Origin of the sequence: Bacillus cereus (assembly GCF_002567495.1) — a bacterium.
GTDB lineage: Bacteria > Bacillota > Bacilli > Bacillales > Bacillaceae_G > Bacillus_A > Bacillus_A cereus_AQ.
Genome location: NZ_NVAP01000058.1, coordinates 26,922 through 41,610, shown reverse-complemented (window position 1 = coordinate 41,610; position 14,689 = coordinate 26,922). Strand labels below are relative to the sequence as shown.

Sequence of the window (14,689 nt, the reverse complement as noted above, 5' to 3'; positions counted from 1 at the left end):
TTTCGGGGTTCACTTCATTTTTCAAGTTAGTCTTTTTATCTTAATTAGAGTTAAGTTCTACTTTCTCTAATCCTTCAGCCAATTGTTTCTTATCTAGTCCTTCTCCTATTACTACCAAGTTTGTTGGGAAACCGAAATCTTGTTCCAATAAAGTTGGTACTCCGAACGAATATTGGAATAGGTGAGGGTATTTATCTCCATGGAATTTCACAAAACCTTTCACACGATAAATACTATCTGGTAAATTCGAAAGCCATTCATATAATTTGTCTTGATCAATCGGTTTCGTAAATTGATATGTCATCGTTTGTATATGTAAATGCTGTTTGACATGTAATGTCTCATGTTCCTCATCATTTGTAAATTCAGCTTCTTCAATATCTTTTAAAGATATATTACAATACTTTGTTTCATACAATTTCGCATGATCATTTATTGCCTTTACTTCTTCAAGTACTATGTTCTTATCTTCATCTGTTAGTAAATCTGCTTTATTAACAAGAATGTGACTACCAAATTTCAGTTGCTCATGCAGTAGCTGTTGTACATTTGCACTTAATATACTTCGGTTTAACCATCTTACTGCATCTAAAACGACTACAATGGATTTCACTTCCAGGAAAGGTGCTAAAATTGGTGAAACACACGCATCTAACACTTCAATTGGATGCGCAACACCTGTCGTTTCTATATAAATTACATCTGGTCTTTCTTGTTGATATAACGAATGTAATTGTATTTCAAGCTCTTCTTTTAACGTACAACAAATACAGCCTTTAAGAAGTTCTCTTAAAACATTCTCTTTTCCAATAATATCTGTATCTACCGAGTATTCACCAATTTCATTCATTAATACTGCAACTTTTCTATTCTTCTGTTTCTCTGCTAACAATAAATTTTGTAATAATGTTGATTTTCCACTACCTAAAAAACCACCTAATATATGAATCTCCACTTTATTCATTTAATCGACCATCCATTTCTTTACTTCAAATGTATTCAAAGCGTAATAATTACGATTTATATTTATCATTTTATTAAAAGAATGCCCATTTGTAAATATAACAGATTCACTGTTCATTTACTTCATGGGCAACTCTAACTCCAGATTCAATCGCTCCTTGCATCCATCCATGTGTTAACGTTGTATGCTCACCAGCAAAATGGACTTTTCCTGCCGGTGATGTCATATATGGAAATAACTCTAGCTCTTGCCCTGGTTCAAAAGCTGTAAATGCTCCGCAAGAATACGGATTCTTACTCCAACTAAATGATGTACCAGTAACAAATTCGCTATAAACTACATTTCCATATATTTGTGCTAGATTATTTAATGCATACCGAACACGTTCCCTATTAGGTAAACTATCCCAAGTTAAAGCCTCATCCGCCCACGTATAACTTGCTATAACGATAGCTGCCCCTGGTGACTGAATACCATAGCTCGGATAATATGTAAAACGTATCGGTAAATCCGTAATAGATTTCCCACCACACTGCCCCACTCTTTCCCAAAATCTACTTTTAAACTCTATCGCAATTTTAGTTGCAGCAATATAATTTAATTCACGAATTGCTCGTCTCTTAAAATAGGAAAATAAGTGATACGGCTGGATTTCTACGAATCGAAAAGCGGAGAATGGGATAGTTACAATCGCACTGTCCCCCGTTATCATAAACCCCTTTAGCGTTTCTCCGTTGTTTACTTGCATCATTACTTTATTATCTTCTTGTATGATTTTTTCAACCTTATACGGCATTAAAATATGTTCCTTTAATTGTGGTAAGAATGAATTCGATAACTTATCCATTCCACCAGTTATTTCATAATATTTCGTTGTTGAAGTAAAAAAAATCATTTCACGCAATACTTCGATTAAGGACATTCCCATATACGCTTCCATATCAAGAAGTACCCCGATCATATCAATTGCACCATCTGAGTAATACTCTGTTAAAAATGAGCTAAGCGAGTATGCCTTATACTTTTTTTCAACGATAATCCAGTTTGTATTAGGATCTTTTTTAATAAAATTAAGTATTGGTTCTAATACTGCTAACATTAACTCTTCTGCCGTTTTTCCTTTTTCTTTCTCTACAACTGGATAGTTAAGTACACTTGGATTGTTTTCAAACACATTCAATCTCGTTCTAATATGATTCGTATAAATGATATCTAAAGAGGTTTTATTAATAAAAAGATTTAACGGTAGTTTAAATTTACGAATGTAAGCTAAAGTCAACTTGTGAGTTTCAGGAATTCTCATTGGCCCTGCATTAAAATATAAACCTTCGCTAAACGGTTCACGAATCGTATATATTCTTCCGCCTATTCGATTATTCGCTTCTATAATTGTTATTTTATGACCTGCTTCTTTTAATAACGATGCTGCAACTAGCCCTGAAATTCCTGCGCCAGCAATAATAATCTGCTTTGGATTATTCGTTTTCACGAGCCCCACATTAATAATATGAAGCATTCTTTCCATCGTTAATGGCTGCTCCATGTCCTTTTCCCCTTTTATAAAGGATTTTACTGCATTATATTCGGTTACCTTCATTCCTATGTTTTGGGCAAGGAATTATACGGATACATTTTCAAATACTTGAATATCTTTTATAAAATGTAATAAACTAGATATGACTCTATAGAAGTAAGACGTATTATCTTACATAATAAAATCAATGAAATTGCGAGGAATTTTGAAATGAAAAAAGGGATTAACCGTGTTGTATTAGTAGGAACAGGAGCAGTTGGATGTAGTTATGCTTACTGCATGATTAACCAAGCTGTAGCTGAAGAATTTGTTTTAGTCGATGTAAATGAAGCAAAAGCTGAAGGAGAAGCAATGGATTTAAGTCATGCTGTTCCATTCGCACCAGCTCCAACTAGAGTATGGAAAGGTAGCTATGAAGATTGTAAAGATGCTGACCTTGTAGTCATTACAGCTGGTTTACCACAAAAGCCAGGTGAAACACGTTTAGATTTAGTTGAAAAAAACGCTAAAATCTTTAAACAAATCGTTCGCAGTATTATGGATAGTGGATTTGATGGCATCTTCTTAATCGCAACAAACCCTGTTGATATTTTAACTTACGTAACTTGGAAAGAATCTGGTTTACCGAAAGAACGAGTAATCGGTTCTGGTACAACGCTTGATTCTGCTCGTTTCCGCTATATGTTAGGTGAGTACTTCAATATTGGTCCACACAACATTCATGCTTATATTATTGGAGAACATGGCGATACAGAACTTCCTGTTTGGAGTCACGTATCAGTTGGTATCCAAAAACTACAAACGCTTCTTGACAAAGACAACACATATAACCAAAAAGATTTAGATGAAATCTTCATAAACGTTCGTGACGCTGCGTACCATATTATCGAGCGTAAAGGAGCAACTTACTACGGTATCGGTATGTCACTACTGCGTGTAACGAAAGCAATCTTGAATAATGAAAACAGTGTATTAACAGTATCAGCATACCTTGAAGGTCAGTACGGTCAAAAAGATGTTTATATCGGGGTACCTGCTGTTTTAAATCGCGGCGGTGTTCGTGAAATTTTAGAAGTTGAACTAAGTGAAGAAGAAGAATTAAAATTCGATCACTCTGTTCAAGTATTGAAAGAAACAATGGCTCCAGTTCTTTAATCGAAATAAAAAGGCAATCNNGATTGCCTTTTTATTTCGATCATCCCCTATGAATTAAGGTTTTTAGTGATTTTCTATCATTTCTTATCTTTCAGTCGTGTCCTCATTATTTATATCAAACACATCTAATAAAAAGATAAAGATTGGTATGCCGATAATAAGTCCCCATATTCCGAGGAAATGCTCTGAGAAGATGAGAATCATAAATGTATAAAAGATTGGTAAATTTGTTTTTGCAGACATAAACTTCGGATTTAAAAAATAACTTTCAAGAGCATGGATGACTGTTATGAACACGATTATGTATAGTACATACATAACCCCGCCTACGTTGTAAGCAATGATACAAAGTGGAAACAAAGAAATAATCACACCTGCAACAGGAATCAACCCTAGTAAGAAAATCATAACAGCTAATACGAGTAACTGCGGAAATCCTAAAACGATTAATGCAATGACAGTAAGAATACAATTTACAACGGCAATTAAAAACTGAGCTTCAATTACCTTTCCGAACGATCTTGCAAATCTTTCACCAAAATATGCAATTTCCTTATAAAAGATCTTTAGCTTACTATCTTTAAACTTAGATGTAAATGTAATAATACGCTCTTTTTCTAATAAGAAAAACAAGCTTAAAATTAGAGATAATAATATTTGTAAACTTACCTTCCCTATATTTGCTATTGATTGATATATGACGTCTACACCTTGTTCTATATATTTTGATACTTCCATCCCATTAATTGTCGAAAGTGCATATTTAACGATTTCATTATCAGGTGGATTTTGAAAAAATAGTTTAAATTGATAAATTAATTGTGAAATTTGTATCGTCAGCACAGGTAAATATTTATATAACGTTGTGCCTATAAAGGAAACTAGTATTATATATAAACATGCAATAACAATTTTCCGGTTTACTTTCAATTTTCTTGAAATAAAACGTTGAAATCGATCCATTAAAAACGTCAGTATAAACGTAATTAATATTAAATTAATCATACTTTTTAATGCGTATAATACAAGCGCTACTATTATTAAAACGAGAAACCGTTGAAACCCTCTACTTCGAAAAAAACTCTTTACTTCATTCATTAAGAATTAACCTCCCCCTTCAATGGATGGAAATTGAATATATTACATTTTATGAACTCCTATAGACAATCTTTCTTACTAATTGAGAAGAATCCTTTTTTTCTTTTCATATTGTTAGATTCGTTTAACTGGAATCCCCCAACATAATTTCGGTGGATTCCAGTTATTTTTCATATAATCTTTTATAAACTAGGTGATTTTCTATTTTTAGACTGCTGTTCATACGCATATCCAATATTGAAAAGCTCTTTTTCACCAAACTGTTTCCCTACAAACACTACACCGATTGGTTCTCCATTTTTATCATATCCAGCAGGAACCGCTAATTCCGGATAACCAGCTACAGCTGATAGAAGGACTTCATCGTTATTAATCATAACTAGAGCATCCAAACCTTTTTCTACTAAATACCTATCTAGCTCTTTTCTTGCATTTTCTTGACTCGTTTGCACTACGTTTTCAAACTCTTCTTTCGTTATAGCAGATTTTTCAGACCCTTCAATTAATGTTTGTCCGTATTTTATTCGTCTTTTACTATCCTTTTTATTAAACGCTATAATCTCTTCTAACGATTTTACCGGTACATTCTTTTGCTGTGAAAGATAGTCGTTTACATTATGCTTGAACTCATATTCTAATGTTTGCAAATTATCTACACCCTCAGCACTTAACTGGATATTATCAGTTAATATCGCACCTGCATCTTGAAGGTCTTTTCTAATTTTTTCTGCTACTACTTTTCTATTTTCATCTTGTTGGTCTACAGAAAAAAGAAGCCCTATCTTTTTCCCTTTTAATCCATCTATTGATAAATCCTTTGTATAATCAATTCTTTCTTTATCTTTCATTTTTTCTGTCATAGCATCTTTTTCATCATAACCTATCATTGCATTAAATAACGTTGCTGCATCTTTTACTGTTCTTGCCATAGGTCCTGCTGTATCAAGAGTTTCAGCTAATGGAATAATTCCTGTTCTACTTACCATACCTAAAGATGGACGTAACCCAACTACTGATTGCTGCGCCGCTGGTGCAACAATCGATCCCGTCGTTTCTGTTCCAATTGCAAGCGGCGCAAAATCTGCTGCAACTACTGTAGCAGATCCTGAACTTGATCCTGAAGTATCGAATGTAATCGGACCGTACGGGTTTAAATTTTGTCCTTTCTTCCCGCTATACCCGCTTGGCATTGTAAAAGATAAATAGTTCGCCCACTCAGACATATTCGCTTTTCCTAAAACAAATGCTCCTTCTTCTTTCAACTGCTTCACAATTGTTGCGTCTTGATCTGCAATCCAATCTTTTAATACATAAGTTCCTGCACTAGTCGGCATCACTTTTTCCGTCTGTACATTATCTTTTACAACGACAGGAATACCATATAAATTCGAATTTTTGTTTCTACCCCGCTCTTGATCTAACTTTCTTGCTTCTTCCATCGCATTAGGATTTATCTCTGTAACAGAATTTAATGTTATTCCATTTTGATCATGTTCTTGTATTCTAAAGAGATAAATACTCGTTAATTCTTCATATGACAACTTTCCATCATCAATCATTTTTTGAAGCTCATCTACAGTCGCATTTACGACTTCTTTTTCTTTTATCTTTACATTTTCTATATTGATTCCTTTAAGCTGATTATGTATCGGTTGTAGCACTCTTTCTTTATCATACACAATACGCTCAGGTTCCTTTGGAAAATAATTTTTATACACGTAATATCCGCCGGCACACGCTAATAAGACAATGCCTCCAGTGATAGACAGCGTTACCTTTACCCATTTCTTCATGTTGCTTCCTCCACTCTATAAGATGCTTAGCTATACAAAAAAGAGAGTTACCTTTTACTTAACTCTCTCCAATCAAAATGCTAAATGAAAAAATGAAAGATTTCAATCTAATTACTTCTTTTTTTGCATTTGCTTTGCTAACATTTCTTTCACTTGATTATACGTTAATCCTGAATTTTTATTTAAACGCTTTACTTCCTCAACATCAGTACCTACCACTGTATATTTTTTCTCATCATTCATTTTTCTAATTCCCTTCTCACCGTATTATTTCTTATATTTCTTCCCTAAATGCGCATAAATTAACACCACTACAAAAAAGGAAGCTGTTTTTAAGCACAGCTTCCTTCTCGTTACATATTGTATTTCTTAATAAAATTTCACTACATCTTCAGTAGGCAAGAACGTTCTTTCTGCTGGTTGTTCGTTTGGTTCACCAAATGGCATTTGACCTACTAAGCTCCACTCTGCTGGAATGTTCCAAGTTTCTTTCACTTCAGCATCTACGATTGGGTTGTAATGTTGTAATGACGCTCCAATTCCTTCAGCAGATAATAGCATCCACACAGTATGTTGTAACATCGCATTTCCTTGATGAGACCAGAATGGGAACTGATCTTTATATAATGGCGCATTTTCTTGCATTTTTTCTACAGTTGCTTGATCTTCAAAGAATAGAACTGTTCCTACACCTGCACGGAAGCCTTTTAGTCTTTCTACAGTCGCTTCAAAGTTTTCTGCCGGTACGCGGGCTCTTAATGTTTCTTTAACAATATCCCAAAACTTTTCATGCTCCCCATCCATTAATACAACCATACGACCACTTTGCATATTAAAAGATGTTGGTGCGTGTAAAGCTGTTTTTAACACTTCTTCAATTCTTTCTTTCGTAATTGTATCGTTTTTTGTTACTTTACGAATTGAACGGCGGTTCACGATTGCTTCTTTTAAGTTTGTTGTAGTTGCTGACATTTTAATTCCTCCAAATATATGTTTTATAATTTTTTTGTTATTTCATGAAAAATGAATTAGCAATATCCATCCGTATTACATTGCATACCTTCAAATGAATTTGTTTTATCCTTTTCAATTTCTTTATCAATGACTCTTTCTAATGTTTCTTTACTAGCTAACCCTTGAATGACTTCATCTCCAATCATGACAGTTGGAACAGCCATAATATTCGCTTCATCATATGCGTGCTGAATTGCTTCTTGATGTTTTTCTTTATATTTACGAGTTACTAAAGCATCTTTAAATTCTGCTTCAGGAAGTCCTACTTCTACCGCTAATGTTGTTAACACATCAATATCTTCAATATTTTGTTCCTCTTGGAAAAATGCTGTGAATACGCGGTGATGATACTCATTTCCTAGTCCACGTTCTTTCGCAAATTGACATCCTTCGAAAGCTAAATGTGTATATGGATGCGGAGAAACACGTGGCAAGCGCATATCGATTCCTAATTTCTTCGCAGTTGGAAGAATGAAAGCATCCCATGAACCTAATTTTTCTGGCTCATTCCATGGATCTATTTTTGAATATGGACTTGGACGCAACTCAAATGGCATCCATTCGATTTCTACATCTTTCTCTTTCGCTACTTCATCTAATGGACCTTTTGCTAAAAAACAAAACGGACATATAAAATCTGAGTATACTTTCATTTTTACAGTCATAACTTTTACACCTTACCTTCATTGTTGTAATTAAGTTAGTTACATTAATGGTAAAAAAATATAAATATTATTTAAGTATTCATTTTTTCTTGCAAAGTTTCAAACAACTGCCCCATCGTAATATTTCTCAAAACTTCTTCCATCGCGGATTGCGCTTGAATTAAAATAATTTCTAACACCGCTTGAATATTCGCCCCAATTGGACAATCTGGATTTGGTTGCTCGTGAATGTGAAATAGCTTGTCTTCTTCTACTACATTCACTGCATGATACACATCTAATAATGTGATTTCATGTAAATCCTTTAGTAATCCCGCACCACCTGGACCTCTATTTACGTAAACAAATCCAGCTTGTTTCAAGTACGACATGATTTTACGAATAACTACTGGATTTGTATTCACACTCTCAGCCATATAGTCTGAAGTGCAAAGTGAAGATGGATTATTTTTTAAAATAGATAAAATATGAACAGCTATAGAAAAGCGGCTACTAATTTTCATCGTAATCACCACCTCGATGTAATCATTATAGTTACAACCAAAAAATAAGTCAATCCTTTTCATAAATTTTTTTAGTAAATAAAAAAGATGTCTCATTACATTATATGAGACATCCCTTTTTATTCTGCAAATAGCGCTTGAAATTCTTCAATAAATAGCTGCACAGCGATTGAAGAATCCTTTAATGAAGGAACAGCTAAAGCAATCTCTCTCCATACTTGCGGTTCCAATTCTCTCGTATGCACATTTTCAGGTAAATTTGTTAAAGATAATTCAGCTAATATTGCAATACCTAATCCTTCTTGAATCATATTTAAAGCTGTAGTAACTGTCGAAATTATATACTCAGCCCTAAGTGGTACGTTTGCTTGTTTAAACATATCAATAATGGGTGGTTCGTATCCGCCCTTACATAATATGATCGGTTCATTCTCTAAATCACTAATTGCAATAGATTCCTTCTTACAAAGAGGATGATCCTCTCTTAAGATAACAACCATTTTCCCCTTCGTTAATGGGACAATCTCCATCTCTTTATTAGGCAAAATAACAATTCCTATATCAATAACCCTCGATACTAACCAATCTTCAACTTCTTTAATCGTTCCTTCACAAAGAACAACTTCTAAGTTCGGGTACTTCTCCTTAAAAAGGTTTATCATTTTGGGTAAGAAATGTGCAGAAGCACTCGGAAAACTTCCAATTCGAATCGTCCCAACTTCGTGTCCTTTCTCCATCGCAACTTCTTGTTCAATCTTCTCTACACCGTTCAGGATCTCTCTAATATGTATCAGAATTCTGTTTCCTACATCCGTAACGAGTAGCCCTTTTCGTTTATCACGTATAAGAATCGTAACTCCTAACTCTGACTCAATACTTGAAATCGCATGACTAACAGCTGGCTGCGTCATATTTAACACCCGAGCAGCCTTCGTAAAACTACCTAACTCAACAGTTTTTATTAATACTTGCAGTTGTGTAATGGTCATAACTAATCACTTATACTCCTCATAAAAAAGATTCATTTTATTTATTACAGTCGATATCATATCATAGTGAAATGAATAACAACAAGGAGGTCTTTCAGTGACACAGCTTTCTCGAACTAAGACGGCCATAATCCTTACCTTTCTCGTTTTCATGTGGGGAATCAATTGGCCTTTATCAAAATTTGCCCTGCATTACACACCACCTGTTTTATTTGCAGGCGTTCGAACTTTAATTGGAGGATTCATTTTACTCCTGTTCGCATTACCGAAATACAAAGAGTTACATTTAAAAGAAACCTGGCATTTATACGTTATTTCTTCTTTACTTAACATCATTATATTTTACGGATTACAAACTGTCGGCCTTCAATATATGCCTGCTGGGTTATTTTCCGCCATTGTATTTCTACAACCCGTGTTACTCGGTATTTTCTCGTGGATATGGCTTGAAGAATCAATGTACGGTTTAAAAATTTTCGGGCTTGTTCTCGGATTTATTGGTGTAGGTGTTATTAGCTCTAGCAGTTTAACAGGACATATTTCTATTATTGGAATCCTCCTCGCATTAGGATGCGCTATTGGCTGGGCACTTGGCACAGTATTTATTAAGAAAACTGGCCACCGTGTTAATGCCATTTGGATGGTAACACTTCAGCTTCTTATTGGTGGACTTTGTTTAATTGGATTTGGTTCGGAGTTTGAAAGTTGGTCTAGTATCGCTTGGAGTATGCCATTTGTTAGTGTACTACTCTTTATTTCATTCTTTGTAATTGCAATGGGATGGCTCGCTTATTTCACACTTGTTGGAGCAGGTGAAGCTAGTAAAGTTGGGGCTTATACATTCCTTATCCCTCTTATCGCTATTATTGTAAGTTCAATTTTCTTACATGAGGCCATTACAATTAGTTTATTTATTGGGCTATTATTTATTATTGTGAGCATTTGTTTTGTAAATATAAAACCGAAAGCACTTGCTGTTAGGCAGCAGGTTGAAGTGAAATAAAAATGAGAAAGAGCCTACTATTTGCAGGCTCTTTTTTATACCTCACTTTTTACGGCGTACGACAAACACACACGCAATCACCGACGATACTATCGCTAAAATAGATAAGACAATCGCTATTACTTGCACATTACTAGTACCTTCATTCTTTTCTACACTAGACACTTCACCATGTTCTCCTGTTAATGACGTACCTTTTACAATTGTAGTAAGTGAATGTGGATTCTCAGCTTTCTCATCGCCTGTCCATTCAACAATTTCTCCGTCTTTATATTGTTGATATGCATCCCAAGCTATTTTTTGTTCTTTATCTGGATTTTTAGCGACAAAAGTAAATCGCTGGAACTGACCGGATAAAATCCCTTCTCCTGTCGCTTCCCATACTACAGTTTTCACTTTTCCAGCACTATCTTTTTGCGCTTCCACTTTCCACCCTGGCACTGGTTCATACTGTTGAAACTCAACGCCAGACGGTATTTTTAGTGTGACTTTTGTTGTTGCTACATTTTTTTCAACTGGTACCTTTATTGTGTAAGTCTCCCATGAGTTAACATCAGAAGTTTCTGGCTTTACCGTCACATGAGCACTAACAGGTAACGAAAAGATTCCCATTGCAATTATTGTTGCGATCATTGTTGTTCCTAATTTTTTTATACGTTTCATTTTCTATTAACTCCCTTTCATCTATAACGCCTCTTTATCTGCCACCTACAATAAATTTATAATCTGTATCGAAGCTATCCAGCGATTTTGTTAATCCATGAACATGTATATTCCAGTTTCCTGTCATGTTAATATACATACCTTCTGCTTCATATTCTCCCGGTGAAACTGCTGAAACTTTAAATGAACCTTTTCCCATGTTCATATCTAACGATTGAGTCGTCAATATCATTTGTTCCATATCAGTAACAGGCTGTCCCTTTTCATCCTTTAGTGTAATATGGAATTTATTTTGTCCTACCTTATTAGGACTTACATTTAGCGTAAGTTCATATCCATTTTCTAATTGTTTACTCTCTGTAAATGGTCCAGTAGGAGGCATCGGAGGTGTTTGTACGTTTGTCATAAAAGCTACGATTACGAAAACGACAATTCCAATGGTAAACTCTACTTTTGCCGTAGCTCCTAACCCTTGCTGCGCTCGCATTCTCCCTTTCACATAATGAATAATTCCCAATATCCCCATAAAAATGAATAATAATATCTTTGTTAATAAAGCCAAGCCATACTTCGTATCAAATAAGGAATGGATCGTAGGGATAAAAAACGTACTATTAAAAAGACCCGTTAATACAATCACTATGACAGCACCTGTTGCCCATGGTGAAAAACGCTTAATCGCATCCCAATACATGGTCCACTTATCACCTTCTTTACGTAAAAGAAGAATAATTGATGATAGCCCTCCAACCCATAACGAAGCCGCAAATAAATGTAGAAAGTCCATAACGACTGCAATCTCTTTAAACTTTAAACCATATGCATGACTATTAAATGCTTTCATAACAAGTAACCCTATAAACAATAGTATTGGAATACTCCATACTTTAAACGATGAAACTTTCTCACGCTTCACCGCAAAATACGTAACAAGTATAAGCATACTAATAAGAGCCATTTGAGTGATCCATATATAACCAAAAACAGAAAGCTGCAATGTTTCTTTTAATAGTAAAGGATTGAATGCTTCTAGCCACGAAACATCAGCATTTATTTTCGCTTGCAGTGGTAGATTAAATAACAAGCTAATAAATATCCCAAATAAGGACATCCATATTATGTTCTTACTCCTTGATCGAACCGAGGGTGTATTCCCTTTATACATAATAAGATTAAAGAAGAGAACTCCTAAAAATAGAGAGAAACCCGTATATAGAATCCCACGTTCCATAATCATATCGATTTGCGGGACATACCCCATCTCTTCTACTTGTACATCGTCTGTTCCCGCTTCTGCTAATCCAATATGGAACGGAATAACCCCTTGAATTGGATGTCCATCAGCTGAAATCACTTTCCACTGAATAGAGTAGAGACCATTTTTGAGATTGTCTTTTAATCCGGCTTCTAATAGTTTTTTATTTTTTTTATCAATATGAGCATCTTTTAAATCGACCCTTTTACCTGATGTATCTCTCACATACAATGTATTAAAACTTGAAACTTGTATGTCCTCATCGAATTCAATTTTCACAACAGACGGTGCTTTCTTCAACGTTTCATTTTCCGTAGGGTTTGATTTCACAACATACGCATGAGCAGATGCACTTTGCGGTATCAATATGATAAGCACACACACAAGTAATAACCATGTCCCTAATCTTCTCATTACTTTCACACTCATTTCACTTCTTTCTTCCTCATCGCTCTATTTTCATTACTTTAACTTCCGAAGTTTGATTCTCGGACGAAATATTAACCTGATTAAATATAAACTTCTATAAAGTATAACTCTTTATTTCTCTTCCACCTCTAAACTTCTAATTTGATAGTAACTATCCTGATAGATACAACTTACATTTTTAAAGTCGATTGTAATTATATCATAAAATATATTTATATAAGTTTCAAAAAAGGAAAAGTTATCGTGAATCATTTGTGAAAAAAATGTGAAATACATAAAATGAAACATTAATCATCCTCCCCAATCGGCTTTTACGGGCAGTTGATCTCCCGCCTCACTCCCTTGCATTAGCGACTTTTGAGGTTGGGGGCTTACTGGCCGGAAAATAGTGGGATAAATAAAAAAAGTATTACGTAATAACGTAATACCTTTCCTCCAATAATCATTTTCTCTATATCCGCTTGGTTAAAATCAATTAATCTTCTACCTTGTTTATTCATTCGAAATGTGTGCTCTAACGTTTGAATGCCTTGTATTTTTTATTTGGTATGCTTCAACATAACCTTTCACTCTTTTTAAATTTCATTTTCTTTTTTAGGATGAATCCTAATTATTCCCAATAAATCTTTTACCCTTTTATCATATGTATGGTCAATTAGTGTTCTTTTAAATCCTTCCATCGCAATTTTCTTTCTTTGTGCTGGATTTGCTAAATATCTTTCTGCTTTCTCTATAAAATCAATCGGTGAAGTAAATGTCTCAATTTGCACCCCTGGAATATAGCACTTTTCCAAGTCCGAGCGAATATCCGTCATTTGAAAAGCACCTGTACTAGCTATTTCGAATGTACGATTATTAATGGAATAAGCATTTATTTTTACCTTGTTTTTATTAAATATTACATCCTCAATCGAACGATGTATATTCATGTTAATTTTACTTCTTTTATAATATTCTATACTATTTTCATAAACCAAAAATGGTAAAAGTATAATTTTATCCTTCAATAATTCATACCTTTTTAGTCTATCCCAATTACTCCCTATAATTAGAGTATTTTTAGTCACTAAGTACTCTGCAATTGAATCAATAAACGCAAGTCGATTATCAAAAGCGGTCCCTATGAAACTAATATCAAATATGTATTCCTCTTCCGTAAGTATCGGTGTATATGCAGGAGGTTCCGCCGCTAATGGTACGTAATATACATGATCACAGCCTAAATCTTTATAAAAATCAATACATCCTGTATCTTGTGTAAAAACATAATCATAATCAAGCACTAAGTTTTTCGTAACATCTGTAAAGTAAGGATCGTCTGTAAGCCAAAGTGCGGTCGTAAAGTTATATTGTTTTAACTCTTGAATTCCCTTACTTATTCCTTCTTCAAAGCCATGGAATACAATAATAAGAGACGGTTGTATCTTTAAAGCTGTTTTCACCAAGTTTTCGTATGTTACCACCGCTACATTACCAATTACCTTTTTCAAACTATTACATATAGATTCCTCTAGCACCGGAAAATATACAGGAACACTTGATTTAACAAACAATACGTTAAAATTTTCAGCACTATATGAAATCGTCACAAATAGTCACGCTCCAATACATGAAATTAACGATT

At 34.3% G+C, this 14,689-nt stretch carries 14 protein-coding genes; 2 read left to right on the top strand and 12 right to left on the bottom strand.

Features of this window, described 5'->3' with window-relative positions; genetic code table 11:
* Nucleotides 1–40: 40 nt before the first annotated feature.
* Together COK05_RS26990 and COK05_RS26980 are read right to left on the bottom strand one after the other, a co-directional pair.
* Nucleotides 41–964: a CobW family GTP-binding protein gene (locus tag COK05_RS26990; RefSeq protein ID WP_098614991.1), complete on the bottom strand. Its 924-nt coding sequence runs from the start codon at nt 962–964 to the stop codon at nt 41–43.
* Between the two features lie 106 nt (nt 965–1,070).
* On the bottom strand, nt 1,071–2,507 hold the full coding sequence (locus COK05_RS26980; RefSeq protein ID WP_098614989.1) for a flavin monoamine oxidase family protein: 1,437 nt from the start codon (nt 2,505–2,507) through the stop codon (nt 1,071–1,073).
* Between the two features lie 201 nt (nt 2,508–2,708).
* On the opposite strand from COK05_RS26980, the gene COK05_RS26975 reads away from it, so the two are divergent.
* The gene (locus COK05_RS26975; protein WP_098614988.1) at nt 2,709–3,653 is read left to right on the top strand and encodes an L-lactate dehydrogenase; all 945 of its coding nucleotides are present in this window, start codon (nt 2,709–2,711) and stop codon (nt 3,651–3,653) included.
* Nucleotides 3,654–3,737: 84 nt separating this feature from the next.
* Here COK05_RS26975 and COK05_RS26970 read toward each other — a convergent pair whose 3' ends face one another.
* From COK05_RS26970 to COK05_RS26940, 7 genes are all read right to left on the bottom strand, one after another.
* Nucleotides 3,738–4,751, bottom strand: coding sequence for an AI-2E family transporter (locus tag COK05_RS26970; protein WP_098614987.1), 1,014 nt, complete (start codon nt 4,749–4,751; stop codon nt 3,738–3,740).
* Nucleotides 4,752–4,933: 182 nt separating this feature from the next.
* Nucleotides 4,934–6,544 (bottom strand): amidase family protein, encoded by a 1,611-nt coding sequence (locus tag COK05_RS26965; RefSeq protein WP_098614986.1) that lies wholly within the window; start codon nt 6,542–6,544, stop codon nt 4,934–4,936.
* Nucleotides 6,545–6,655: 111 nt separating this feature from the next.
* Nucleotides 6,656–6,787 (bottom strand): hypothetical protein, encoded by a 132-nt coding sequence (locus COK05_RS31910; protein WP_000997344.1) that lies wholly within the window; start codon nt 6,785–6,787, stop codon nt 6,656–6,658.
* 126 nt (nt 6,788–6,913) lie between these two features.
* Nucleotides 6,914–7,516, bottom strand: a complete 603-nt coding sequence (locus COK05_RS26955) for a nitroreductase family protein (protein WP_098614985.1) — start codon at nt 7,514–7,516, stop codon at nt 6,914–6,916.
* A 56-nt stretch (nt 7,517–7,572) separates the two neighbouring features.
* Complete coding sequence (locus tag COK05_RS26950) at nt 7,573–8,223, bottom strand: DsbA family oxidoreductase (protein WP_016082031.1); 651 nt, start codon at nt 8,221–8,223, stop codon at nt 7,573–7,575.
* Between the two features lie 71 nt (nt 8,224–8,294).
* Nucleotides 8,295–8,726: an Rrf2 family transcriptional regulator gene (locus tag COK05_RS26945; protein ID WP_098614984.1), complete on the bottom strand. Its 432-nt coding sequence runs from the start codon at nt 8,724–8,726 to the stop codon at nt 8,295–8,297.
* 119 nt (nt 8,727–8,845) lie between these two features.
* A complete protein-coding gene (locus COK05_RS26940; RefSeq protein ID WP_098614983.1) occupies nt 8,846–9,715 on the bottom strand; it encodes a LysR family transcriptional regulator in 870 nt (289 codons plus the stop codon).
* A gap of 97 nt (nt 9,716–9,812) precedes the next feature.
* Here COK05_RS26940 and COK05_RS26935 point away from each other — a divergent pair, with 97 nt between their 5' ends.
* Complete coding sequence (locus tag COK05_RS26935) at nt 9,813–10,718, top strand: DMT family transporter (protein WP_098614982.1); 906 nt, start codon at nt 9,813–9,815, stop codon at nt 10,716–10,718.
* Between the two features lie 42 nt (nt 10,719–10,760).
* On the opposite strand, the gene COK05_RS26930 is transcribed toward COK05_RS26935, so the two are convergent.
* From COK05_RS26930 to COK05_RS26920, 3 genes are all read right to left on the bottom strand, one after another.
* Complete coding sequence (locus COK05_RS26930; protein ID WP_098614981.1) at nt 10,761–11,381, bottom strand: YcnI family copper-binding membrane protein; 621 nt, start codon at nt 11,379–11,381, stop codon at nt 10,761–10,763.
* A gap of 34 nt (nt 11,382–11,415) precedes the next feature.
* Nucleotides 11,416–13,065: a copper resistance CopC/CopD family protein gene (locus COK05_RS26925; RefSeq protein ID WP_141539274.1), complete on the bottom strand. Its 1,650-nt coding sequence runs from the start codon at nt 13,063–13,065 to the stop codon at nt 11,416–11,418.
* 575 nt (nt 13,066–13,640) lie between these two features.
* Nucleotides 13,641–14,654 (bottom strand): CgeB family protein, encoded by a 1,014-nt coding sequence (locus COK05_RS26920; protein ID WP_098614980.1) that lies wholly within the window; start codon nt 14,652–14,654, stop codon nt 13,641–13,643.
* Nucleotides 14,655–14,689: the final 35 nt, after the last annotated feature.

Bases quoted from the DNA above. Each gene is read 5' to 3' on its own strand.
- COK05_RS26990 (WP_098614991.1), bottom strand. From the start codon at position 964: ATGAATAAAGTGGAGATTCATATATTAGGTGGTTTTTTAGGTAGTGGA.
- COK05_RS26980 (WP_098614989.1), bottom strand. From the start codon at position 2,507: ATGGAGCAGCCATTAACGATGGAAAGAATGCTTCATATTATTAATGTG.
- COK05_RS26975 (WP_098614988.1), top strand. From the start codon at position 2,709: ATGAAAAAAGGGATTAACCGTGTTGTATTAGTAGGAACAGGAGCAGTT.
- COK05_RS26970 (WP_098614987.1), bottom strand. From the start codon at position 4,751: ATGAATGAAGTAAAGAGTTTTTTTCGAAGTAGAGGGTTTCAACGGTTT.
- COK05_RS26965 (WP_098614986.1), bottom strand. From the start codon at position 6,544: ATGAAGAAATGGGTAAAGGTAACGCTGTCTATCACTGGAGGCATTGTC.
- COK05_RS31910 (WP_000997344.1), bottom strand. From the start codon at position 6,787: ATGAATGATGAGAAAAAATATACAGTGGTAGGTACTGATGTTGAGGAA.
- COK05_RS26955 (WP_098614985.1), bottom strand. From the start codon at position 7,516: ATGTCAGCAACTACAACAAACTTAAAAGAAGCAATCGTGAACCGCCGT.
- COK05_RS26950 (WP_016082031.1), bottom strand. From the start codon at position 8,223: ATGACTGTAAAAATGAAAGTATACTCAGATTTTATATGTCCGTTTTGT.
- COK05_RS26945 (WP_098614984.1), bottom strand. From the start codon at position 8,726: ATGAAAATTAGTAGCCGCTTTTCTATAGCTGTTCATATTTTATCTATT.
- COK05_RS26940 (WP_098614983.1), bottom strand. From the start codon at position 9,715: ATGACCATTACACAACTGCAAGTATTAATAAAAACTGTTGAGTTAGGT.
- COK05_RS26930 (WP_098614981.1), bottom strand. From the start codon at position 11,381: ATGAAACGTATAAAAAAATTAGGAACAACAATGATCGCAACAATAATT.
- COK05_RS26925 (WP_141539274.1), bottom strand. From the start codon at position 13,065: ATGAGTGTGAAAGTAATGAGAAGATTAGGGACATGGTTATTACTTGTG.